Annotated in this window: 22 protein-coding genes, 1 tRNA gene and 1 pseudogene; 7 read left to right on the top strand and 17 right to left on the bottom strand. The window is 73.8% G+C overall.

The genetic code is table 11. The annotated features are described in order from the left end of the window. Window positions 1–23 precede the first annotated feature (23 nt). The 9 genes and pseudogenes from Q0195_RS15805 to Q0195_RS12980 all read right to left on the bottom strand — a co-directional run. Window positions 24–587 (bottom strand): annotated as a pseudogene (locus Q0195_RS15805) (Rv3654c family TadE-like protein); the annotation flags it as partial. After that, a complete protein-coding gene (locus Q0195_RS12945) occupies window positions 476–805 on the bottom strand; it encodes a TadE family type IV pilus minor pilin (RefSeq protein ID WP_299279204.1) in 330 nt (109 codons plus the stop codon). The gene Q0195_RS12945 and the pseudogene Q0195_RS15805, both read right to left, overlap by 112 nt. Window positions 806–854: 49 nt before the next feature. Further along, window positions 855–1,061, bottom strand: coding sequence for a DUF4244 domain-containing protein (locus tag Q0195_RS12950; RefSeq protein WP_299279205.1), 207 nt, complete (start codon window positions 1,059–1,061; stop codon window positions 855–857). A 278-nt stretch (window positions 1,062–1,339) separates the two neighbouring features. Further along, the gene (locus tag Q0195_RS12955; protein WP_299279207.1) at window positions 1,340–1,888 is read right to left on the bottom strand and encodes a type II secretion system F family protein; all 549 of its coding nucleotides are present in this window, start codon (window positions 1,886–1,888) and stop codon (window positions 1,340–1,342) included. Then, window positions 1,885–2,733, bottom strand: coding sequence for a type II secretion protein F (locus Q0195_RS12960; RefSeq protein ID WP_299279209.1), 849 nt, complete (start codon window positions 2,731–2,733; stop codon window positions 1,885–1,887). The genes Q0195_RS12955 and Q0195_RS12960 overlap by 4 nt, the downstream gene beginning before the upstream one ends. Beyond that, on the bottom strand, window positions 2,730–3,875 hold the full coding sequence (locus tag Q0195_RS12965) for a TadA family conjugal transfer-associated ATPase (protein WP_299279211.1): 1,146 nt from the start codon (window positions 3,873–3,875) through the stop codon (window positions 2,730–2,732). The genes Q0195_RS12960 and Q0195_RS12965 overlap by 4 nt, the downstream gene beginning before the upstream one ends. Further along, a complete protein-coding gene (ssd, locus tag Q0195_RS12970; protein WP_299279213.1) occupies window positions 3,872–4,870 on the bottom strand; it encodes a septum site-determining protein Ssd in 999 nt (332 codons plus the stop codon). Before ssd ends, Q0195_RS12965 begins: the two co-directional genes overlap by 4 nt. 174 nt (window positions 4,871–5,044) lie before the next feature. After that, complete coding sequence (locus Q0195_RS12975; RefSeq protein ID WP_299279214.1) at window positions 5,045–5,206, bottom strand: methionine/alanine import family NSS transporter small subunit; 162 nt, start codon at window positions 5,204–5,206, stop codon at window positions 5,045–5,047. Next, window positions 5,203–6,750: a sodium-dependent transporter gene (locus Q0195_RS12980; RefSeq protein ID WP_299279216.1), complete on the bottom strand. Its 1,548-nt coding sequence runs from the start codon at window positions 6,748–6,750 to the stop codon at window positions 5,203–5,205. Before Q0195_RS12980 ends, Q0195_RS12975 begins: the two co-directional genes overlap by 4 nt. 191 nt (window positions 6,751–6,941) lie before the next feature. On the opposite strand from Q0195_RS12980, the gene Q0195_RS12985 reads away from it, so the two are divergent. After that, window positions 6,942–7,901, top strand: coding sequence for a hypothetical protein (locus Q0195_RS12985; RefSeq protein ID WP_299279218.1), 960 nt, complete (start codon window positions 6,942–6,944; stop codon window positions 7,899–7,901). Window positions 7,902–7,960: 59 nt separating this feature from the next. On the opposite strand, the gene Q0195_RS12990 is transcribed toward Q0195_RS12985, so the two are convergent. Both Q0195_RS12990 and Q0195_RS12995 read right to left on the bottom strand, forming a co-directional pair. After that, window positions 7,961–9,544 (bottom strand): cation acetate symporter, encoded by a 1,584-nt coding sequence (locus Q0195_RS12990; protein WP_299279220.1) that lies wholly within the window; start codon window positions 9,542–9,544, stop codon window positions 7,961–7,963. After that, window positions 9,544–9,930, bottom strand: coding sequence for a DUF485 domain-containing protein (locus Q0195_RS12995; protein WP_299279222.1), 387 nt, complete (start codon window positions 9,928–9,930; stop codon window positions 9,544–9,546). Before Q0195_RS12995 ends, Q0195_RS12990 begins: the two co-directional genes overlap by 1 nt. A 222-nt stretch (window positions 9,931–10,152) precedes the next feature. Here Q0195_RS12995 and acs point away from each other — a divergent pair, with 222 nt between their 5' ends. After that, window positions 10,153–12,147: an acetate--CoA ligase gene (gene acs / locus Q0195_RS13000; protein WP_299279224.1), complete on the top strand. Its 1,995-nt coding sequence runs from the start codon at window positions 10,153–10,155 to the stop codon at window positions 12,145–12,147. 78 nt (window positions 12,148–12,225) lie between these two features. After that, entirely contained in the window at window positions 12,226–13,134 is a 909-nt protein-coding gene (locus Q0195_RS13005) for an alpha/beta hydrolase (RefSeq protein ID WP_299279226.1), read from the top strand. A 149-nt stretch (window positions 13,135–13,283) separates the two neighbouring features. On the opposite strand, the gene nth is transcribed toward Q0195_RS13005, so the two are convergent. Then, the gene (nth, locus tag Q0195_RS13010; RefSeq protein ID WP_299279227.1) at window positions 13,284–13,985 is read right to left on the bottom strand and encodes an endonuclease III; all 702 of its coding nucleotides are present in this window, start codon (window positions 13,983–13,985) and stop codon (window positions 13,284–13,286) included. Window positions 13,986–14,084: 99 nt separating this feature from the next. Between nth and Q0195_RS13015 the strand changes: the two genes are divergently transcribed. Next, window positions 14,085–14,762 carry a Crp/Fnr family transcriptional regulator gene (locus tag Q0195_RS13015; protein WP_299279229.1) on the top strand — a complete coding sequence of 226 codons (678 nt, stop codon included), beginning with the start codon at window positions 14,085–14,087 and terminating at the stop codon, window positions 14,760–14,762. 75 nt (window positions 14,763–14,837) lie between these two features. On the opposite strand, the gene Q0195_RS13020 is transcribed toward Q0195_RS13015, so the two are convergent. Genes Q0195_RS13020 through Q0195_RS13030 form a run of 3 tightly spaced genes read right to left on the bottom strand, consistent with a single transcriptional unit; the run spans window position 14,838 to window position 15,799 of the window. Further along, the gene (locus tag Q0195_RS13020; RefSeq protein WP_299279231.1) at window positions 14,838–15,305 is read right to left on the bottom strand and encodes a RidA family protein; all 468 of its coding nucleotides are present in this window, start codon (window positions 15,303–15,305) and stop codon (window positions 14,838–14,840) included. After that, window positions 15,302–15,454 (bottom strand): DUF4177 domain-containing protein, encoded by a 153-nt coding sequence (locus Q0195_RS13025; protein ID WP_299279233.1) that lies wholly within the window; start codon window positions 15,452–15,454, stop codon window positions 15,302–15,304. The genes Q0195_RS13020 and Q0195_RS13025 overlap by 4 nt, the downstream gene beginning before the upstream one ends. A 9-nt stretch (window positions 15,455–15,463) precedes the next feature. Continuing rightward, a complete protein-coding gene (locus Q0195_RS13030) occupies window positions 15,464–15,799 on the bottom strand; it encodes a WhiB family transcriptional regulator (protein ID WP_299279234.1) in 336 nt (111 codons plus the stop codon). A gap of 223 nt (window positions 15,800–16,022) precedes the next feature. Between Q0195_RS13030 and Q0195_RS13035 the strand changes: the two genes are divergently transcribed. From Q0195_RS13035 to Q0195_RS13045, 3 genes are all read left to right on the top strand, one after another. Beyond that, window positions 16,023–18,506: a transglycosylase domain-containing protein gene (locus Q0195_RS13035; protein WP_299279236.1), complete on the top strand. Its 2,484-nt coding sequence runs from the start codon at window positions 16,023–16,025 to the stop codon at window positions 18,504–18,506. A 5-nt stretch (window positions 18,507–18,511) separates the two neighbouring features. Then, complete coding sequence (locus Q0195_RS13040) at window positions 18,512–19,417, top strand: metallophosphoesterase (RefSeq protein ID WP_299279258.1); 906 nt, start codon at window positions 18,512–18,514, stop codon at window positions 19,415–19,417. Window positions 19,418–19,491: 74 nt separating this feature from the next. Continuing rightward, window positions 19,492–19,568, top strand: a tRNA-Pro gene (locus Q0195_RS13045). Window positions 19,569–19,611: 43 nt separating this feature from the next. On the opposite strand, the gene Q0195_RS13050 is transcribed toward Q0195_RS13045, so the two are convergent. Continuing rightward, on the bottom strand, window positions 19,612–20,397 hold the full coding sequence (locus Q0195_RS13050) for a DUF3152 domain-containing protein (protein WP_299279238.1): 786 nt from the start codon (window positions 20,395–20,397) through the stop codon (window positions 19,612–19,614). Window positions 20,398–20,448: 51 nt separating this feature from the next. Further along, window positions 20,449–20,823 (bottom strand): thioredoxin, encoded by a 375-nt coding sequence (trxA, locus tag Q0195_RS13055; RefSeq protein WP_299279240.1) that lies wholly within the window; start codon window positions 20,821–20,823, stop codon window positions 20,449–20,451. Window positions 20,824–20,872: the final 49 nt, after the last annotated feature.

Consider the following 20,872-nt stretch of genomic DNA (forward strand, 5'->3'; position numbering starts at 1 on the left):
CGGCGGGGCGCCGGGCCTGCGCGCGCCGTCGCGCGGGCGACGAGCCCAGGGCCGGCGTCGCGCGCGGTGCCGAGCTCCACCTCCCGCCCGCTGACCGTGCAGCGTTCGACCCGCACCCCCGACGCCGCGGCCAGCTCGACCGCCACCCGGCAGGCGGCTTCGGCGTCCCCACCGGGCCCCTCGAGCCGTGTCGCCGCGGCCAGGGCGGCGAGGTCCGCTGCGCCCTGGGCGGCGCCCCGGGCCGCCACCACCCGCCCGAGCGCGGCGAGCGCGACCGTGAGGACCAGGGCCACCGCGACGACGCCGAGCCCGAGTGCGGTGCCCGAGCCACGCTCGTCGCGCCACCGACGCACCGCGACGGCCCTGCGGCGCAGCACGGTGCCCGAGCCACCGGCCTCGCGCCACCGGCTCGTCGCACCACGTCCGGCTCCGGGCCCGAGCCCGGCGCCGGCACCACGGTCGTCGCACCCCCGGCTCACGGCACCACCCCCGGCTCCACCCACGCCCGGGCCTCGGCGGAGGCGCGCAGTGCCTCCACACCCGGCAGCACGGCACCGACCGGACGGCTCACCGTCACCTCGACCCACTCGCCGCGCCGGGTCACCGTGACCGCGGCGTCCGGGCCGGCGAGGTCCTGCGCGACGGCGAGGACGACGTCGGCCGGCTCGCCGATCGCGGCTGCCCGGGCCGCGGCACGGGCAGCGTCCGCGCACCGCAGCTGACCGACGGCGGCCAGCCCGAGGGTGGTGCACACGAGCAGGACCACGACCACCGCAGGGAGCACCAGGGCGAGCTCGGCGGTCACCGAGCCGCGCTCGCACCGTCTCGGGGACGGCTCCGTCCGGGCGGGCACGTCAGCCGACCTGGAGCGCCTGCCGGATGATGCCGAGCAGGAACCCCCGCACCTCCGCGCTGCGCAGGATGAGGAGCAGCAGCCCGGCGAAGCCTGCCGCCGCCAGGGTCGCGATGGCGTACTCGGCGGTGGCCATCCCCGCCTCGGCCGTGCGCCGCAGCGCCGCCCAGCGTCTGCGCAGGTGGTCAGGGACCGGTGAACCCGACATGTCGTGCCTCCCTCCCGCCGGCCCGGGTGGCCGGCGCTGTGCCCACTGTGTGCCGGGGCCCAGGGCGTCCTGCGGCACCGGCCGCGCGGCTGTGCGCGGGGTTGCCGCGACATGTGCCTGTGGGGCCCCGCAGGACGTCAGGACCGGCGCCGGGCTGCGGCTGACACTCCGCCGCGCCCCCCGGGGGACGGGCACCGGCCCGCGCGACACCCCCGGCACCGGTCGCGTGCGGTGTGATGCGCTCCGCGCCCTGCCGGGGCACCGGCTCGCCCGGGGCGTCAGCCACCGAGGAGCGTCCCCATCCCGGAGAGGAGCACCGGCAGCATCGCCAGCAGCACGAACGCCGGGAGGAAGCACAGCCCGAGCGGCAGCACGAGCCGGGCGCTGAGACGGGCGGCCGCCTCGCGGGCGTCGCGTCGCCGCCGTGCCCGGATACCGGCCGCCGCCTGCCGCACCAGCGGGCAGGGGTCCACGCCGTCGAGCCACGCCGGGACCAGCGTGTCCGCCACGGCCGCGAGCGCCGGCGGGCAGGCGTGCCAGGCCTCCGGCCAGGAGGCGCCGAGCTGCAGCGCGGTACCGGCCCGCTGCAGGTGGCGGCCCGCCGGGTCGGGCTCCACCGCGGCCCCCAGGGCGAGGAGCGCACCGGGCACGGAGGCACCGGAGGCGAGGGCGGCCTCGAGCAGGTCGAGCAACACGGCGGGGTCGAGGTCGCCCGTCCGGGCCCGCCGCCGACGCCGCCGGTCCCGTCCGTCGCGGACCGGCCCGGGCCGCGGCAGGGACCAGGCGGCGACCGCGGCGAGGCAGCACAGGGCCAGGGCGCCGCTCACCGCGGCCTCGGCCCCGTCGCGACACCCGCGGTGCGCTCGCCCCGCGCGGCCGCAGCACGGGCATCGCCCCGGCCTGCGCCCTGGGCCGGGTGGCGCCCCCGTCGCACCCGGTGGGTCACCGGGACGGCCGGCCGCTCGGCGGCGGCGACGAGGAGGCGCACCCAGCGCCACCCGACGAGGACAAGCACGACCCCGAGCAGCACGCCGGCGCTGCCCCAGCCGCCGTCGGTGGCAACGGCGACCGGGTCGGCGCCGAGGCCCGCACCGAGGAGCGGGCCGAGGAGGGGCAGCCCGGTGAGGATCCGGGCGGTGGACCGCGGTCCGGCGAGCGCGACGCGGCGGGCGTCACGGGCCTGCTCGGCCTCGGTGACGGAGGCGGCGCAGCGGTCGAGGACCTCGGCGAGTGGTGCACCGAGGGTCCGGGTGAGCCGGGTGGCCGCCACCGCCGTGCGCACCGCCGCCGCGGCTCCCGGGTCCCCCGCACAGTGCTCCGCGAGCCGGAGGAGCGCGGCTGGGAGGTCGGTGCCGTCCCTCCCGGCGGCAGCGGTCGCGGCGGCCGGAGCGGCAGCGGTCGCGGCGCCCGGAGCCGCCGCGACGAGCCGCCCGACCGTCCGCTCCCACGCCTCGTGAGGGGGCAGCCCGGTGCGCAGCCGGCTGGCCACCTCGGTGACGACCGCGGCGAGGTCGACCGGCGGGTCCCGTCGGCGCCGCAGGCCACGCACCCGGGCGACGGTTCGACCGTGCCACCGCCGCCGGGATCCGTGCTCCGGGCGGGCACGCGCCGGTGCCCACGCCACGGCGACGAGCGCGGCGAGCAGGACGAGCAGGACGAGCAGGGCGGTCACCGCCGTTCCCGCCGGTCGAGCCGGTCGGCCAGGGCGGGCCACGCCGGCCCCTCACGCAGCCCGCCGGCCGCGGTGGCGCGCAGTGCGGTGTCGCAGACGAGCTCCCCGTCCCGACGGGTGAGCACCCCGACCTCGGTGAGGCGGCGCCCCTCGTCGGTGCGGCTGAGGTGGAGCACGGCGTCGAGGGCGCTGGCCGCCTGGACCGCGACGGCGTGCTCGCCGAGCCCGGCAAGGGCCCCGAGCGCGATGAGCCGGGCGGGGACGTCGGCGGGGGCGTTGGCGTGGACGGTGGCCCAGCCGCCGTCGTGGCCGGTGTTGAGCGCACCGAGCACCTCGCGCACCTCTGCGCCGCGGCACTCGCCGAGGACCAGCCGGTCGGGCCGCATGCGCATCGCCGCCCGGACGAGCTCGGCCATCTCCACCCCGCCGGTGCGCTGGACGTTGGCGCGGCGCACCTGGAGGTGGACGACGTGCGGGTGGTCGGGCCGCAGCTCCACGGCCTCCTCGATGCACACGATGCGCTCGTGCGGTGGCACGGTCGACAGCAGCGCCGCGAGCAGCGTCGTCTTCCCTGCACCGGCTGCGCCGCTGACGAGCACGTTGGCCCGCGCCGCGACGAGCCCGCGCAGCACGTCACCGAGCGCCGGGGCGACGGTGCCGGAGGAGACGAGCTCGGCGACCGTGAGCGCCCGCCCGCGCTGGGTGCGCAGGCTGATGAGAGTGCCGTCGGCGGAGAGCGGGGGAAGGACGGCGTGGAGGCGGGTGCCGTCGGGCAGCGCGCCGTCGACGATCGGGCAGGCCTCGTCCAGGCGCTGCCCGCAGGCCGCGGCCAGCCGGGTGGCCAGGCCACGGACGTCGCTCTCCGCACCGAGGTCGAGAGTCTCCCGGACCAGGCCGTGCCCGCGGTCCACCCACACGCCCCGGGCACCGTTGACGAGGACGTCGGTGACGAGCGGGTCCTCGAGCAGAGCCTGGAGCTCCCCGGCGCCGAGCAGCTCGGAGCGGGCGCGGGCGTCGAGGTCGAGCAGCCCCCGCCAGCCGTGCGCGGCGCCGGCGGCCGCCACGGCGGAGGCCACGGCCGCGGCGTCGGGCCGCGCGGTCCCCTCCGCGAGGCGCGCCCGGAGCTCGGCGACCGTGGTCATGCCCCGAGCCCCACCCGCGCCAGGACCTTGCGTCCGGCGGCCAGGAGCGGGCCGCGCCGCTGGTCGCCGGGCGACAGGCCGCGCTCCACCCCCGCGGTGAAGGCGCGCTCCGGGCGGAGCACCGCCGCGAGCGGCAGCCCGCACGCCTGGGCGACGTCGTCGGGCAGGAGGGTGCCGACCGCCGGTCCGCGGACGACGAGGTGGGCCGGCAGGTCGGCCAGCGCGACGGCGGCCGCCGCAGCCGCGGCGGCCGCTCGCGTGTCGCACCCGGTGACCAGGACGACGGTGTCGCACTGCTCCAGGCTGCCCCGCTCCCCGCGGGGGGTGAGCAGGGAGCGGGGCAGGTCGAGGACCACGGTGTCGGCGGCTCGGGTGAGCGCGGTGACCGCCTCGGCCGCGGTGTCGTGGCCGGGGTGGACCCCACCTCGGACGTCGCCGGACAGCACCCGCACGCCGTGCCACGCGGGCAGCGCCGCCATGAGCCGGTCCGGTGGGAATCCGCCCCGCTCGGTGAGGAGGTCGCTCCAGCGCGGTCCGGCGTCGTGCTCGACCCCGAGGAGGATGTCGAGCCCTCCGCCGGCGGGGTCGCCGTCGACGAGCGCGGTGGTCCGTCCCGCGTCGACGGCGAGCCGGGCGAGCACGGCCGCGAGGGCCGAGGTGCCCACCCCGCCCACGGCACCGACGACCCCGACGACGACCGCCCGCCGCGGCGTGCCGACCCGGGTGAGCAGGTCGAGCAGTGTCTCGGCGTCCCGCGGCAGGTGGAGCGCACGCTCCCCGCCGCCGAGGTCGACCACCTCCGTCGTCGACCCGAGCGCCCGCCACGGGTGGCCGGTGGGCTCGGTGCGGTCGTCGAGCAGCACGGTCGCCTCCGGCGGGGCCCCGCCCGGCGCGACGACCTCGAGGTGGACGCCGGCGAGCACGCACAGCCGTCGCACCCGGTCCACCAGGTGCCGGTCGCTCGTCCGCAGCGCCGCTGTCACCGCTCTCGTCATGGCCGCCCTCCCGGGGCGAGCATGGCGGGGACGGGCGGGTGCGCAGGATCCCGCCGCCGCTCACCGAGGACGCGGCAGACGCCGGGCCGTCCTGGGGAGCACTCTGGACGCGGCCGGTGTCCCACCGGCCGCCGCACCGGCCGCGAGGCCCGGCGCGGGCCTGCCCCGCAGCGGCTACGCCGCGCCGGCCCCTCCGCCCACGGGGCGGCTGCCGCCCGTGTCGGGCGCTTCCTCGGGCGGCAGCGGGTGCCGGGCGAGGAAGACGATGGCGACGGCGAGCCCGCCCCAGATGATCGCGATGGCGAGGACCATGAAGATGATCGCGGGCAGCGTCATCGGCGCACCTCCTGCTTCGCGGGCAGCTCGACGGGGGTGAAGTCGTCGACCGGTCGCTGCCACGGGACCAGGGTGTAGACGACGGCGGCGAGGATCATGAGCACGAGGACGCCCCAGCCGGCGATCGCGACGAAGGTCGCCGGGTAGCCCTCGTACGGCTCGGCGAGGAGGTCGCTGAGGCTCGAGGCCAGCATGCCGAGCAGGGCGAGGGGCACGACCGCGCCGATGAGCACGCTCCACCACCGCCCGATGTGTGCGGTGGAGACGGTGTTGAGGTGGGAGCGCAGCTCGGGCAGCTTGCGCGCGCCGACCGTGACGACGATGCACGTGGCGATGGCGGAGGCGACGACGCCGACCTCGTTGGTGAACTTGTCGACGGTGTCGAGGATCGACAGCCCGGAGGTCGAGGAGTAGAGGAACAGCGAGATGACGGCGCACAGCCCGCCGACGTAGACCGAGGCCTGCACGCGGCTCAGGCCGAACTTCTCCTGGAACGCCGCGGACACCACCTGGAGGATCGAGATGAGGGAGGTGATCCCGGCGAGGGAGAGGGAGAGGAAGAAGAGCACCCCGAACAGCGGTCCGCCGGGCATCATCGACACGATCTGCGGGAAGGTGGAGAAGCTCAGCCCGACGCCGGTGAGGCCCTCGAGGTCGTCGATGGCGATCGACTGCTGGGCCGCCATGAAGCCGAGCGTGGCGAAGACGCCGATCCCCGCGAGCACCTCGAAGGAGGAGTTGGCGAAGCCGACGACGAACCCGGTCGGCGCGACGTTCGAGCGGCGCGCCATGTAGCTCGAGTAGGTGACCATGATGCCGAAGGCGATGGACAGCGAGAAGAAGATGTGGCCGTAGGCGGCGATCCACACGTTCGCGTCGGTCAGCGCATCCCAGTCGGGGGTGAAGAACGCGTTGAGCCCGGCGATCGCCCCGGGCAGGAAGAGCGCCCGGACCACCATCGCGGCGAAGGTGACGACGAGCAGCGGTATGCAGATCTTGTTGAGCAGCTCCAGTCCGCTGCGGACGCCCAGCGCCATGACGACGAGGACGGCGACCCACAGCACGAGCATCGGCCAGAAGATCCCACCGACGAAGTCCAGCTCGAACCCGGGGCCGCTCGCGCGGAGGAAGTCGTTGACGAGGAAGCTGCCGGGGTCGTCGCCCCAGGCGAGGTCGACGGAGAACCCGACGTACCTGATCGCCCAGACGACGATGACGGTGTAGTAGGTGGCGATGACGAAGGAGATCGCCACCTGGAACCAGCCGAGCGGCTCGAACCTCCGGCCCAGCCGGCGGAAGACGGTGGGGGCGGCCCCGCGGAAGCGGTGCCCCAGCGAGTAGTCGAGCAGGAGGATCGGGATCCCGGCGGTGAGCAGGGCGATGACGTAGGGCAGGAGAAAGGCTCCCCCACCGTTCTCGTACGCCACCCCCGGGAACCGCCAGATGTTGCCGAGCCCGACCGCCGAGCCGATCGCCGCGAGGATGAACCCGTACTGGCCGCTCCACTGCTCCCTCACCGGCGTCGTCGTCTCCGGTTGCGCCATCGATACCCCCATCGATCCGACCCACCAGCGTCGGTGGTGCGGGAAATCTAGCCCTCGTGACGGCGTGTGTCCAGGAACACGCTCCGGCCTGGCGCGCCCGGCCGAGCCGAGTGCCCGCCCGCTCGGCGCGCCGCCTGCGGCCCACCGGGCCGCCCTCGCTACGTTGAGGGCGGCAGACCGAGGAGGCGGACGTGTCAGACAAGCCCGACGAACGCGACAACCCTTACGAGCCGGTCGACGGGGAGGAGCCGGCCGACGGCACCCCGCAGCCCGCCCCGGCAGCGCCGACCGACGGTGACGTCCCCCCGGGCCACACCGCACCGCCGGCCGGCACCGCGGGCCCGACGGCAGCCCGCGTGGACGACGACGCCGTGACGAGCACCTACGACGTGCGGCAGGCCGAGCGCAGCCGCCCCGTCCCGGCGCCCGAGGAGGAGCAGCCGACGCTCTCCGAGCACCGGAGCGCCGCCTACCTCACCGGCGAGCGCGCACCGGAGCCCGCCCGCACCCCCGACCCGCGGGAGGACGCCGCCGACCGCCGCCGTTCACCCGAGGAGGAGGCCGCCCGCGGCATGCCGGTGGGCGCCTCCGGGGACGGCACCGAGCCGCGCGACCGCAGCGACCGCGACGTCCTGCTCGAGGGCACCACCGCCCTCACCCGGCCGCCGGCACGGACCGGCAGCCACGTCCTCACCGTCCTGCTCACCCTGCTCCTCACCCCGGTGGCCTGGTACCTCCTCGCCGACGCCGGGGCCAGGTTCACGCTGGCGCGCGCCAACCCGTGGGCGACCGGCAACCTCAACCCGGCGGCGCTGCTCGAGCTGCTCGGCGGGCTGGTCGTGCTGGCCGTCGTCCTCCTGGCCGCCCGGTGGAGCTCCCTGGGCGCGACCGTGACCGGGGTGCTCGTCCTCGTGGCCGGTGTCCCCTTCGTCGCCGCCCCGGCGTGGACGCAGGAGACCCTCGAGCCGGCGCTGACCTGGCTCGCCGGCCGCGGCGACCTGGGCGGGAACGTCGCCCACCACCTCGTCGCGTCGGGCAGCACGGGCCGGCTGGTCGTCTCCGGTGTGGCCCTCGTGCTCGTCGGGACCGTCTCCCACGGCGCGCGCCGGCGGGGCCGTCGCGAGGTCCGACCGGTCGCCGCGGTCGCCTGACCGGCGCGACTGCGGAAGGCCCCGTCAGGGCGTCCTGACGGGGCCTTCCACGTGCAGGCTCAGTGCGTGACGGCGCGCTCGGCGCCGGCCCCCGTCATCGAACGGACCTCCATCTCCGCGTGCTTGACGTCGTCGTGCTCGCCGGAGGTGACGGTGCCGAGCCAGCCGAGGAAGAACCCCAGCGGCACCGAGATGATCGCCGGGTTCGTCAGCGGGAACCAGGCGAAGTCGGCCCCGGGGATCATCGCCGTCTCGCTGCCCGACACCACCGGGGAGAAGGTGATGAGCACGAGCGCACTGAGCAGCCCGCCGTAGATGCTCCACGTGGAGCCGCGGGTGTTGAACCGCTTCCAGTACAGCGAGTAGAGGATCGAGGGCAGGTTCGCGCTCGCCGCGATCGCGAAGGCGAGGGAGACGAGGAAGGCGACGTTCTGCTCCGCGGCGAGGATCCCGCCGACGATCGAGATCGCCCCGATGACGACGGCGGTGCGCCGCGCCACCTTGACCTCCTTCTCCGGGGACGCCTTGCCGTGTTTGAGGACGCCGTTGTAGACGTCGTGCGCGAAGGAGGCCGACGCGGTGATCGTCAGCCCTGCGACGACGGCGAGGATGGTGGCGAAGGCGACAGCGGCGACGATGCCGAGGAGGAGCGTCCCGCCGAGCTCGTACGCCAGCGCCGGGGCGGCCGCGTTCGAGCCGCCAGGTGCGTTGCGGATGGTGTCCGCCCCCACGAGATAGGTCGCCGCGTAGCCCAGCACGAGGGTGCACAGGTAGAAGAAGCCGATGAGCGCGATCGCCCACACCACCGACCGGCGCGCCTCCTTGGCGCTGGGCACCGTGTAGAAGCGCATGAGCACGTGCGGCAGGCCTGCGGCCCCGAAGACGAGCGCGACCGCCAGGGACACGAAGCCGATCTTCGTCGTGTCCGAGACGCCGTACTGGAGCATCGGCTCGAGGATCGCCTCGCCGTCCGGGTGGGCGTCGACCGCGCGCCCCAGCACGGCGCTGAGGTTGAAGCCGTTGGCGGCCATGATCCACACCGTCATGACACCGACGGCGGCGATGAGCAGCACCGCCTTGATGATCTGCACCCACGTGGTGCCCTTCATCCCGCCGATCATGACGTAGAGGATCATCAGCGCGCCGACGACGGCGATGACGAAGGACTGCCCCGCCCGGCTGTCGACGCCGAGCAGCAGCGAGACCAGGGCGCCGGCCCCGGCCATCTGCGCGAGCAGGTAGAAGAAGGTGATCGCGAGCGTCGACGTCGCGGCGGCCGTGCGGACCGGGCGCTGCCGCATCCGGAAGCTCAGGACGTCGGCCATCGTGTACTTGCCGGTGTTGCGCAGCGGCTCGGCGACGAGCAGCAGCGCGACGAGCCAGGCCACGAGGAAGCCGACCGAGTACAGCAGGCCGTCGTAGCCGTAGAGCGCCACGGCGCCGACGATGCCGAGGAACGAGGCGGCGGAGAGGTAGTCGCCGGCGATGGCGATGCCGTTCTGCCGCCCGGAGAATCCGCGGCCGCCGTGGTAGAAGTCGCCGACCGACCGCGTCGTGCGGGAGACCCGCACGACGATGACGAGCGTGACGGCGACGAAGACGAGGAAGATCCCGATGTTGAGCCAGGGGTTGCCGACGTCCATCACTCATCCCCCTCCAGCTCGGTGCGGAGCCGGCCGGCGATCGGGTCGAGCGACCGGTTCGCGTGCCGGATGTAGAGCCAGGTGATGAGGAAGGTGGTGGCGAACTGGGCCAGCCCGAAGAGCAGGCCGATGTTGAGGTTGCCCACGACGTCGACGGACAGCAGGTCCCCGGCGTAGGTCGACAGCAGGACGTAGGACAGGTACCAGACGAAGAAGGCCGCCGTCATCGGGAACGCGAAGACGCGGAAGCTGCGTCGCAACCGGCCGAAGTCCTCCGATGCCTGGACCGCACGGAGCTCCGCGGCGGTGGGCTGTCGCAGCCCTGTCGTGAGGCCCGGACGGGCATCGCCCCCGGGCGGACGGTCCTGCGGGTCGGGTTGTGTCATGTTTCCCCCATTCCAGTGACACAGGTCACGGACGTGACCAGCGGGCAACGTAACAGAGGTGAATCGATTTCGCAGACCCGGGTCGGTGGGCCCCGCAGCACGTCCGGCGGTGCCGGTCCGCACCCGGAAGGGGGTACATTCGTGGACGTGCCGATGTGATCCCGGCCATACCCGGGGGGGCTCGGCGATGTGCACGAACACCGTCGTCCGGAGGACATCATCATGGTTGACCACACTGCGGCCGGCTCTGCCGCGAGCGAGACCGGGCTGGAGAACCTGCTCGTCGAGGAGCGACGCTTCCCGCCGAGCCCGGAGTTCGCCGCGCAGGCCAACGCCACCGCGGAGCTCTACGAGCAGGCGGCGGCGGACCCCGAGGCGTTCTGGGCCGATCAGGCGCGCCGGTTCGTCTCCTGGTCGCAGGACTTCACCGAGGTGCTCGACTGGTCCCGGGCTCCGCTGTCCCGCTGGTTCGCCGACGGGAAGCTCAACGCCGCGTACAACGCCGTCGACCGTCACGTCGAGGCCGGCAACGGCGACCGGGTTGCGATCTACTGGGAGGGTGAGCCCGGCGACTCCCGCACCATCACCTACGCCGAGCTGCGTGACGAGGTCGCGCGCGCCGCGGCCGCGCTGGCCGAGCTCGGGGTCGGGACCGGGGACCGGGTGGCGATCTACCTGCCGATGATCCCCGAGGCGGTCGTCGCCATGCTCGCCTGTGCCCGACTGGGTGCCCCGCACTCGGTGGTCTTCGGCGGCTTCTCCTCCGAGGCCCTCCACACCCGGATCAACGACGCGCAGGCCAAGGTGGTCATCACCGCCGACGGCGGGTACCGCCGCGGCAAGGCGAGTGCGCTCAAGCCCGCGGTGGACGAGGCGCTGAGCCACGGCGACCACCCGGTGCAGAAGGTGCTCGTCGTGCGGCGCACCGGCCAGGACGTGCCCTGGCAGGACGGGCGCGACGTGTGGTGGCACGACATCGTCACCCGGCAGGGCACCGACCACGCCCCCGTCGACGTCGAGGCCGAGCACCCGCTGTTCATCCTCTACACCTCGGGCACCACCGGGAAGCCGAAGGGGATCTACCACACCACCGGCGGCTACCTCGTCCAGTGCGCCTACACCCACTGGAACGTCTTCGACCTCAAGCCCGAGACCGACGTCTACTGGTGCACCGCCGACATCGGCTGGGTCACCGGCCACTCCTACATGGCCTACGGCCCGCTGGTGAACGGCGCCACCCAGGTGATGTACGAGGGCACCCCCGACACCCCGCACAACGGACGCTGGTGGGAGATCGTCCAGAAGTACAAGGTCACCATCCTCTACACGGCCCCCACGGCGATCCGCACCTTCATGAAGTGGGGCGAGGACGTGCCGGCGCGCTTCGACCTGTCCTCGCTGCGCCTGCTGGGGTCGGTGGGTGAGCCGATCAACCCGGAGGCCTGGGTCTGGTACCGCCGCGTCATCGGAGGGGACCGCACCCCCGTGGTGGACACGTGGTGGCAGACGGAGACCGGCGCCATCATGATCTCGCCGCTGCCGGGCGTCACGGCCGCCAAGCCGGGTGCGGCGCAGGCCGCGCTGCCCGGCATCTCCGCCGACGTCTACAGCGAGGCCGGCGAGCCGGTCTCCGCCGGTGAAGGCGGGTACCTCGTCCTGACGAAGCCGTGGCCGGCCATGCTCCGCGGTATCTGGGGCGACGAGCAGCGGTACCACGACACCTACTGGGCCCGCTTCCCCGGCGTCTACTTCGCCGGGGACGGCGCCAAGAAGGACGACGACGGCGACCTGTGGATCCTCGGTCGCGTCGACGACGTCATGAACGTCTCCGGGCACCGGCTGTCGACCACGGAGATCGAGTCGGCCCTCGTCTCCCACCCGACCGTGGCCGAGGCGGCCGTGGTCGGGGCGAAGGACGACACCACCGGCCAGGCCGTCGTCGCGTTCGTCATCCTCCGCGGGGAGGCCGCCGAGGCGGCCAGCGCGGCGGGTGCCGAGGCGCACATCGCCGAGCTGCGCAACCACGTGGCCAAGGAGATCGGCGCGATCGCCAAGCCGCGCTCGATCCTCGTCGTCCCGGAGCTGCCGAAGACCCGGTCCGGCAAGATCATGCGCCGCCTGCTGCGTGACGTCGCGGAGAACCGCGAGATCGGCGACGTCACCACGCTCGCCGACTCCTCGGTGATGGACCAGATCGCCGCCGGCCTGGCGAAGTAGCCTGCCGACGCACCGGGAGCCGGACCGCCACGGTCCGGCTCCCGGTGCGTCGCGGCTCATCGTCTAGGCTCGGGCGACGTGGCTACCGACCAAGGCGCGCTCTGGCAGGACGGACCGTGGGAGCACCGGTTCGTCCCGGCGAACGGTGCCCGGTTCCACGTCGTCCTCGCCGGGCCGGAGAGCGGCGAGCTCGTCGTCCTGCTCCACGGTTTCCCGCAGTTCTGGTGGGCCTGGCGGGCCCAGGTGGCGGCCCTCGCCGAGGAGGGCTACCGGGTGGCGGCGATGGACCTGCGCGGCTTCGGCGCCTCCGACAAGCCGCCCATCGGCCACTCGACCCCGGTCCTGACGGCGGACGTCGCCGGAGTGGTGCGCTCCCTCGGCCGGGAGCAGGCGGTGGTGGTCGGGCACGACTTCGGTGGGCTGCTCGCCTGGTCGATGCCGGTGCTGCGCCCGGACAGCACCCGGGCGGTGGCGGTGCTCGGCGCGCCTCATCCGGTGCCGCTGCTGCGGCCCAACAACCACCTGTCCTCCCGGGCACGCGCCTTCCTCGCGCGCATCCAGGTGCCGTGGTTCCCCGAACGGGCGCTGCGCCGCGGAGACCTCGTCGCCCGGGTGCTCACCGACGCCTCCGCGCCCGGCCGCCGGGTCCCGCCGGAGGAGCTGCGCGCATATCAGGCGGTCATGCGGATGCCGTCTGTCGCCCACACGAGCCTGGAGCACCTGCGGTGGCTCGTGCGCTCCACGCCGCGGCCGGACGGGCGGCGCTACCTCGCCGCGATGGCGAACCCGGTCCAGGTCCCGGTGCTCAGCGTCCGCGGGGGCGCCGACCGGTGGACGCCCCCGGCCGCGTTCGCCTCCGACGCGGCGTACGTCGAGGGGCCGCTGCGCACGGCGGTCGTGCGGGGTGCCGGGCACCTGCTGCCCGAGGAGGCGCCGGAGGAGGTCACCGATCTGCTCCTCGACTTCCTCGCCGCCCTCCCCCGCTGACTCCGCCCCAGCTCACATTCCCCGGGCAACAGCCCCACCTCCCACCGACAGCCCACTACCCACCGACAGCCCACTTTCCACCGAGAGCTCAGCTGCCGGCGAGCGCTCACGTCGGTGACGGGAACTGCACTCCCGCCCAGCGAGCCGGCCTACTCGGGGCGACGGACCAGCGCCTCGGCCGCGTCGGAGTCCGTCTCCCCGATGCCGTAGCTGGGACAGAGCTCGGCGAGCACACAGGCGCCGCACGCGGGGCGGCGGGCGTGGCAGACCCGGCGGCCGTGGAAGATCAGCCGGTGGCACAGCATCGTCCACCGCTCCTGCGGGACGAGTGCGGCGATCTCCCGCTCCACCTTGACCGCGTCCTTGCTGGTGCTCCAGCCCAGGCGGCGGGCCAGCCGCCCGACGTGGGTGTCCACGGTGATGCCGGGGATGTCGAAGGCGTTGCCGAGGACGACGTTGGCGGTCTTGCGCCCGACACCCGGCAGCCGCACGAGCGCGTCGAGGTCCGCCGGCACCTGCCCGCCGTGGTCCGCGAGCAGCGCCGCGGCGAGCCCACGCAGCGACGTCGCCTTGGCGCGGAAGAACCCGAGCGGACGCAGCACCTCCTCCAGCTCCTCCTGGCTCGCCGCGGCGAGCTCCTCCGGTCCCGGCCAGCGGCGGAACAGCTCCGGCGTCACGGCGTTGACCCGCACGTCGGTGGTCTGCGCCGAGAGCACGGTCGCGACGAGAAGCTCGAAGGGGGAGGTGAAGTCGAGCTCGCAGCGGGCGTCCGGCCACTGCGCGGCGAGCAGGTCGTCGACCTCGACCGCGGGGGCCGGACCGCGGTCGACCTGCAGATCCTCGGTTCCCACCGCGCCAGGTTACGGGCAGTTCGGCGCACTCGGTGGCAGGATGGGCGTGATGGGCCCCCGGGCCCGAGCCGCAGACCCCGACGTGAAAAGGATGCCACCGTGGACGACGCCGCGATCAGCTCCGTGCCTCTCTTCGCTGCCCTCGACGACGACGCCCGGGCTGCCCTGCGGGAGGCCATGCAGGAGGTCAGCCTGCGGCGCGGGGAGACCCTCTTCCACGAGGGCGACCCCGGCGACCGGCTCTACCTGGTCCTCGAGGGGAAGATCAAGCTCGGGCACCGCTCGAACGACGGCCGGGAGAACCTCCTGGCCATCCTCGGCCCCGGCGAGCTCCTCGGCGAGCTCACGCTCTTCGAGCCGGGCGAGCGGACGGCGACGGCCACCGCGGTGGCGAACAGCCGCCTCCTCGAGCTGCAGCACGAGCCGTTCATGCACCTGCTCGACACCCGCCCCGGCCTGGCGAAGCACATGCTGCGCGCACTGGCCCAGCGGCTCCGCCGCACCAACGAGGCCCTCGCCGACCTCGTCTTCTCCGACGTCCCCGGCCGCGTCGCCAAGGCGCTGCTCGACCTGTCGGTGCGCTTCGGCGAGCAGACCCCCGAAGGCCTGCGTGTCGCCCACGACCTCACCCAGGAGGAGCTTGCCCAGCTCGTCGGCGCCTCCCGGGAGACGGTGAACAAGTCGCTGGCCGACTTCATCTCCCGCGGCTGGATCCGGCTCGAGGGGCGGGCCGTGCAGATCCTCGACCTCGAGCGTCTCAAGCGCCGCGCCCGCTGACTGCCCCGACGACGCGGCGGCCGCGCCGCGTCGTCGCCATGGCAGCCCGGCCGGCGCCCGGCCCGCGACGGCCGCTCAGGCCAGTGCGAGGACCAGCTCGACCTCGACCGGAGCGTCGAGCGGCAGCACGCTGACACCCACCGCGCTGCGGGCGTGCAGCCCCGCCTCCCCGAAGATCTGCCCGAGGAGGTCGGACGCGCCGTTGACCACCGCCGGCTGCCCCGTGAAGGACGGGTCGCTCGCCACGAAGCCCACGACCTTGACCACCCGGACGACGTCGTCCAGGTTGCCCACCTTGGCGGCCACGGCGGCCAGGCCGTTGAGCGCCGCGACGCGAGCCAGCGCGGTGGCCTGCTCCGGGGTGACGAGGCCCTCCCCCTCACCGACCTTGCCGGTGAGGGGGAGGGCGCCGTCGACCAGCGGCAGCTGCCCGGAGGTCCACACGAGGTTCCTGTGCCGGACCGCGGGGACGTAGTTCGCCACCGGGGTGGCGACCTCGGGCAGCGAGAGCCCGAGCTCCCGGAGCCGGTCGGAGACGCTCACTGCTTCTCGCGCTTGAGGTAGGCGACGAGGTTCTCGGTGGGGCCGGGCACCACCTGGACGAGCTCCCAGCCGTCGGCGCCCCACTGGTCGAGGATGGCCTTGGTGTTGTGGATGAGCAGTGGAATGGTCGCGTACTCCCAGGTCTTCATGCGGCCATCCTAGGCCTGGCGGATCTTGGCCAGGATGCGCGGCGCCCGGTCGGCCCGGAGCTCGGCGATGATCTCGTCGTCCTCGTCCTTGAGCCGCTCTGCCCAGGACTCCACCTCCGGGTAGCGGCGCAGCAGCGCCCTGCGCTCCCGCTCAGTCAGCCCACCCCACACGCCGAAGTTGACGTGGGCGTCCAGGGCGTCCGCCAGACACTCCATGCGTACCGGGCACCGGAAGCACAGCTCGCGTGCCGCCCGTTGTGCCGCTCCACGGACGAAGAGCTCGTCCGGCTCGATCTGGGTGCATGCGGCGCGCGCCGCCCACGTCTGGTCGTCGTAGGAGCTCATGGCCCCACCTCCTGTCCGCGGCATCCTTGCCGCTGTCCGTGACCTGACCGTAGTCCCTCTTACCTGACCGTAGTCCCTCTTAACGGGGTCAAGAAAGGTCGATGGTCAAATCGTGACCTTGGCGAAATGGTCACATCCGGCGTCGGGATTGGCAATCCCCCTCATCGGGTGAACTCGCCCACCGCCTCGACGGGCCCGTGGCCGGGCACCGTACTCTAGAGGAATGGCCTCACGTCCAACGCCACGTGGGCGCGCCGTGCGCCCCGTCCAGCTCGTCGCCATGATGCTCGCCTTCCTCCTCATCGCCGTCGCGGGGGGTGTGCTCATGGCCGGCCTGCTGCTGCCCGCCGTCGGGTCGGTGGGGGCGATCGGGAACGCGACGACCGACCTGTTCGACGAGCTACCCACCGAGCTGGAGATCGACGAGCCGTCCGAGCAGAGCGTCATGCTCGACGCGGAGGGCAACGTGCTGGCGACCTTCTTCGCCGAGAACCGGGTGGTCGTCGGCTTCGACGAGATCTCCCAGCACATGAAGGACGCGGTGGTCGCCGTCGAGGACCGCCGCTTCTACGAGCACGGCGGCGTGGACCCCGAGGGCATCCTGCGGGCCACCGTCCGCAACCTCGCCGGCGGTGACCTCGAGGGTGCCTCGACGCTGACGCAGCAGTACGTGAAGAACGTGCAGATCGAGGAGAGCCGGGTGAAGAACGACCCCGAGCTCTACCAGGCGGCCACCGAGACGACGATCGCGCGCAAGCTGCGGGAGGCGCGCCTGGCGATCGCGCTCGAGCAGGTCCGGTCGAAGGACGAGATCCTCACCGGCTACCTCAACATCGCCCAGTTCGGGCCCTCCCAGTGGGGGGTGGAGGCCGCCGCACACCACTACTTCAACAAGTCGGCAGCCGACCTCGACATCGCCGAGTCGGCGCTGCTCGCCGGCATCACCCAGTCCCCCGCCAAGTGGGACCCGGTGACCAACCCGGAGAACGCCGAGCGTCGCCGCAACACCGTCCTGGGCACCATGCTCAGCGAGGGCTTCATCACCCAGGCCGAGTACGACGAGGCTGTGGCGATCCCGGTCCCGGAGATGCTCGACGTCCAGGACGCGCCGCGCGGCTGCGGCGTCGCCGGCAACGCCGCCTACTTCTGCCAGTACGTCGTCAACGAGATCCTCAACAACGAGGCCTACGGCGAGACCGTCGAGGACCGGCGCCAGCTGCTCAACCGGGGCGGCCTGACGATCCACACCACCCTCGACCCGGAGAAGCAGGAGGCCGCCTTCGACGCCGTGACCGGGGCGGTCCCGATCGACGACCCGTCCGGCATCTCGGTGGCGCTGTCGTCGATCGAGCCGGGCACCGGCCGGATCTTCGCGATGGCGCAGAACACCAACTACGGCGTCGCCAACGAGAACGACCCCCGCGCCACGCAGGTGAACTACAACGTGGGCAAGTCCCACGGTGGCGGGTCCGGCTTCCAGTCCGGCTCGACGTTCAAGGTCTTCACGCTGGTCCAGTGGCTCCGCGAGGGCAACTCGCTCATGGACCGGGTGAACTCGGCGAACCGGTTCTTCGCCCGCAAGGACTGGACCATCTCCTGCGCCCCTGAGGTCGCCGACAACTACGAGCCGAAGAACCTCGAGGGCTTCGGGGGTGGCGTCGAGACCGTCCTGGAGTCCACCCGCACGTCGATCAACACCTCCTTCGTCGTCATGGCCCAGCAGATGGACCTGTGCGACATCACCGGGATCGCGATGGACATGGGCGTGGAGACCGGCTCCGGTGAGCCGCTGCAGAACAACCCGGCGATGATCCTGGGCTCCAACACGGTGACCCCGCTGTCCATGGCCAACGCCTACGCCACGCTCGCCGCCGGCGGCATCGCCTGCGAGCCGGTGGCCATCACCCGGATCATCGACCGCACCGGTGAGGAGATCCCCGTCCCGCCGTCCGACTGCCAGCGGGTGCTGGAGGAGGACGTCGTGCGCGGCGTGAACCATGCCCTCCAGGCGGTCATGGGGCCGGAGTGGGACTCCACCGGCTCCACCGCACGGATCCCCGGCCGGCCCACCGCCGGCAAGACCGGGACGGCGAACGACGACACCCACGCCTGGTTCATCGGGTATGTCCCGCAGATGGCGGCCGCGGTGTGGATGGGGCACGCCGACCGCGACGAGCAGATGGGCTACGAGTACATCAACGGCATCTGGCGCAACCGGGTCTACGGCGGCCTCATCGCCGCCCCGACGTGGAAGGCCTACATGGAGCGGGCCACCGAGGGCATGCCCGTGGAGGACTTCGCCGACGCGCCGAGCCGGGTGGTCCACGGCGAGCGGCTGCGTGTCCCGAGCATCGGTGGGCAGACCGTCGAGGACGCCCGCCGCACGCTCGAGCAGGCCGGGTTCGACGTCCGCATGGGCCACGCCGTCGACTCCGGCTGGCCCGAGGGCCTCGCCGTGGCGACCAGCCCCGCGGCGGGGAGCGCGGCGCAGCGCGGGCAGACGGTGACGATCTACACCAGCGGCGGCCGGGCGGCCGAGACCGAGGACCGCTCCGACGAGGACCGTGACGACCGCGAGCGGCGCGAGAACCGCGACCGCGACGAGGACCGCCGTCGGGGCGACGACCGGCGTGACAACGACCGGGGTCGCGACGACGGGGACCGCGGCGAACGCGGCAACCGGGGCCGCGGCGGGAACGACGACTGAGCGTGCTGCGACGACTCGCGGCGGGCCTGACCCTCGCCGCCGCCGGAGGCCTCGCGTGGGCGGTCGCCGAGACGCGCATGTTCACCGTGCGGGTGCACGCCGTCCCCGTGCTCGCACCGGGGAGCCGCCCGCTGCGCATCCTCCACGTCTCCGACCTGCACCTCACCCCCGACCAGCGGCTCAAGCAGGAGTGGGTGCGCCGGCTCGCCGAGCTCGAGCCAGACCTCGTCGTCTCCACGGGTGACAACCTCGCCCACCGCGACGCCGTGCCCGCGGTCCGGTGTGCGCTCGGCCCGCTCCTCGACCTGCCCGGCGTCTTCGTCCTGGGGTCGAACGACATCTACGGACCGCAGCCGAAGAACCCGGCCCGCTACCTCCTCCCGCCGTCGCTGCGCCGGCCCACCACCGACGAGGCGCGCCGGCTGCCGGTCGACGACCTCGTCGCCACGCTGTCCTCCGGCGGCTGGCTCGACCTCGACAACGCCCGCGGCACTCTCGAGATCGCGGGGCAGACGGTGTCCTTCGTGGGGGTGGACGACCCGCACCTGGAACGCGACCGCTTCCCCGCTCCGGCCGAGCGGGCCGACCTCCACATCGGGGTGTCCCACGCCCCGTACACCCGCGTCCTGGACTCCATGCACGCCGACGGCTGTGACCTGATCCTGGCCGGGCACACCCACGGCGGTCAGCTGCGCGTCCCCGGGTACGGGGCCCTGGTGACCAACTGCGACCTCGACACCCGACGCGCCAGCGGCCTGCACGGGTGGCCCGGACCGCGCCCGGACGAGGCCGGCGGCGCGGGCTCGACATGGCTCAACGTCTCCGCCGGCATGGGCACCTCCCCGTACACGCCGGTGCGTTTCGCCTGCCGCCCTGAGGTCAGCGTCCTCCAGCTGCTCCCCCGCTCCTGAGGCGATCCTGGTCACACCCGGGGCAGCGGGTTTCACTCCTGCGGGCCGGCTCCGGTATCCTGGTCGGGCTGCATCGGGGTGTGGCGCAGCTTGGTAGCGCGCCTCGTTCGGGACGAGGAGGTCGTGGGTTCAAATCCCGCCACCCCGACCAAGGGAAAGGCCCGGAACCACTGGTTCTGGGCCTTTCGCCGTCGTCAGCCGCTCGCGGCGGGCCAGCCGTTGGGGCGGCAGCCGTCCAGCCCCAGGGTCTGCTGCACCATGACCGGGGCGAGCGCCCCGGATGCCGGGCAGCGTACGTGCGGGTGGCCCAGCACGTGCCCCACCTCGTGGTTGACGAGGTAGTGCCGGTAGTCGGCCACCGTGCCGCCGGCCTCGAGGAACGGCTCGGCTCCGTGGGCCCACCGCTGGGCGTTGAGGACGGCGTAGCCCACCCGGCCGCAGGAGACCCGGCCCGCGGTGTCGACCGGGGCGCACAGCTCGTCGGTGGTGGCCGGGGAGGCGAGGGTGATGTCGATGTCGGCCTCGCCGTCGGTGCGGGCGAAGACCACCGAGCCGTCGTGCCCCCACCCGCGCGGGTCGTTGAGGGTGTCCATCACCTGACGGGCGAACTCCGTCCCGTTGACGGCCAGGCCGCGCTCGACCGCGACGCGGACGGTGACCACCCGCTCGGCCTCCCGGGGCGCCGGCTCGGAGCCGGGCACGGTCCGCAGCTCACCGCCGGCGTCGTGCGGCACGTCGAGGCGCCACAGGCCGCCCTGCGCGCGTACGGCCTCACCCGCCGGGCTCTTGGGCGGCAGCACCCGCCATCCCTCGCCGAGGAGGTCGGGCGGACGCCACACCTCGAGGAGGTGCGGCACCCGCAGCAGCTTCGTGGTCCCGGACCGCCCGGAGGGCTCGGTGCCCGGCTCGGTGTCCGTGGTCGTGCCCGCGAGGACGGCGAGGCACACCAGGAGCAGCGCCGCCCAGCGACCCCGCCTCATGCCACCTCCCGACCGTCAGCCTCCCCCCATGGTAGGGACGGGCGGGGGTGCTCAGCCCTGCTGCTGGGCCTGCGCCTCGGCCACCTTGGTGCGGACCTCGTCCATGTCGAGCTCCTTGACCTGGGTGATGAGCTGCTCCAGCTGCGGCCCGGGCAGCGCACCCGCCTGGGAGAACACCAGGATGCCCTCCCGGAACGCCATGAGCGTGGGGATGGCCGTGATGCCGGCCTGGGCGGCGAGCTCCTGCTCGGCCTCGGTGTCGACCTTGGCGAAGACGACGTCGGTGTGCTTCTCCGACGCCTTCTCGTAGACCGGGGCGAAGCTCTTGCAGGGACCGCACCAGTCGGCCCAGAAGTCGATGAGGACGATGTCGTTGTCGGTGATCGTCTGCTCGATCGTGCTCGCCGTGACGTCGGTGGTTGCCATGCCTTCTCCTGTCGATGGATGTCCGGACAGGTCAACACCCCGCGCCCAC

Origin of the sequence: uncultured Georgenia sp. (assembly GCF_937958535.1) — a bacterium.
Taxonomy (GTDB): domain Bacteria; phylum Actinomycetota; class Actinomycetes; order Actinomycetales; family Actinomycetaceae; genus Oceanitalea.

Coding starts and splice junctions, on each gene's coding strand:
- Q0195_RS12995 (WP_299279222.1), bottom strand. CDS start 9,930: ATGACACAACCCGACCCGCAGGACCGTCCGCCCGGGGGCGATGCCCGT.
- Q0195_RS13035 (WP_299279236.1), top strand. CDS start 16,023: ATGGCCTCACGTCCAACGCCACGTGGGCGCGCCGTGCGCCCCGTCCAG.
- trxA (WP_299279240.1), bottom strand. CDS start 20,823: ATGGCAACCACCGACGTCACGGCGAGCACGATCGAGCAGACGATCACC.
- Q0195_RS12990 (WP_299279220.1), bottom strand. CDS start 9,544: ATGGACGTCGGCAACCCCTGGCTCAACATCGGGATCTTCCTCGTCTTC.
- Q0195_RS12950 (WP_299279205.1), bottom strand. CDS start 1,061: ATGTCGGGTTCACCGGTCCCTGACCACCTGCGCAGACGCTGGGCGGCG.
- Q0195_RS12965 (WP_299279211.1), bottom strand. CDS start 3,875: ATGACCACGGTCGCCGAGCTCCGGGCGCGCCTCGCGGAGGGGACCGCG.
- Q0195_RS13030 (WP_299279234.1), bottom strand. CDS start 15,799: ATGAGCTCCTACGACGACCAGACGTGGGCGGCGCGCGCCGCATGCACC.
- Q0195_RS13025 (WP_299279233.1), bottom strand. CDS start 15,454: ATGAAGACCTGGGAGTACGCGACCATTCCACTGCTCATCCACAACACC.
- ssd (WP_299279213.1), bottom strand. CDS start 4,870: ATGACGAGAGCGGTGACAGCGGCGCTGCGGACGAGCGACCGGCACCTG.
- Q0195_RS12975 (WP_299279214.1), bottom strand. CDS start 5,206: ATGACGCTGCCCGCGATCATCTTCATGGTCCTCGCCATCGCGATCATC.
- Q0195_RS12980 (WP_299279216.1), bottom strand. CDS start 6,750: ATGGCGCAACCGGAGACGACGACGCCGGTGAGGGAGCAGTGGAGCGGC.
- acs (WP_299279224.1), top strand. CDS start 10,153: ATGGTTGACCACACTGCGGCCGGCTCTGCCGCGAGCGAGACCGGGCTG.
- Q0195_RS13050 (WP_299279238.1), bottom strand. CDS start 20,397: ATGAGGCGGGGTCGCTGGGCGGCGCTGCTCCTGGTGTGCCTCGCCGTC.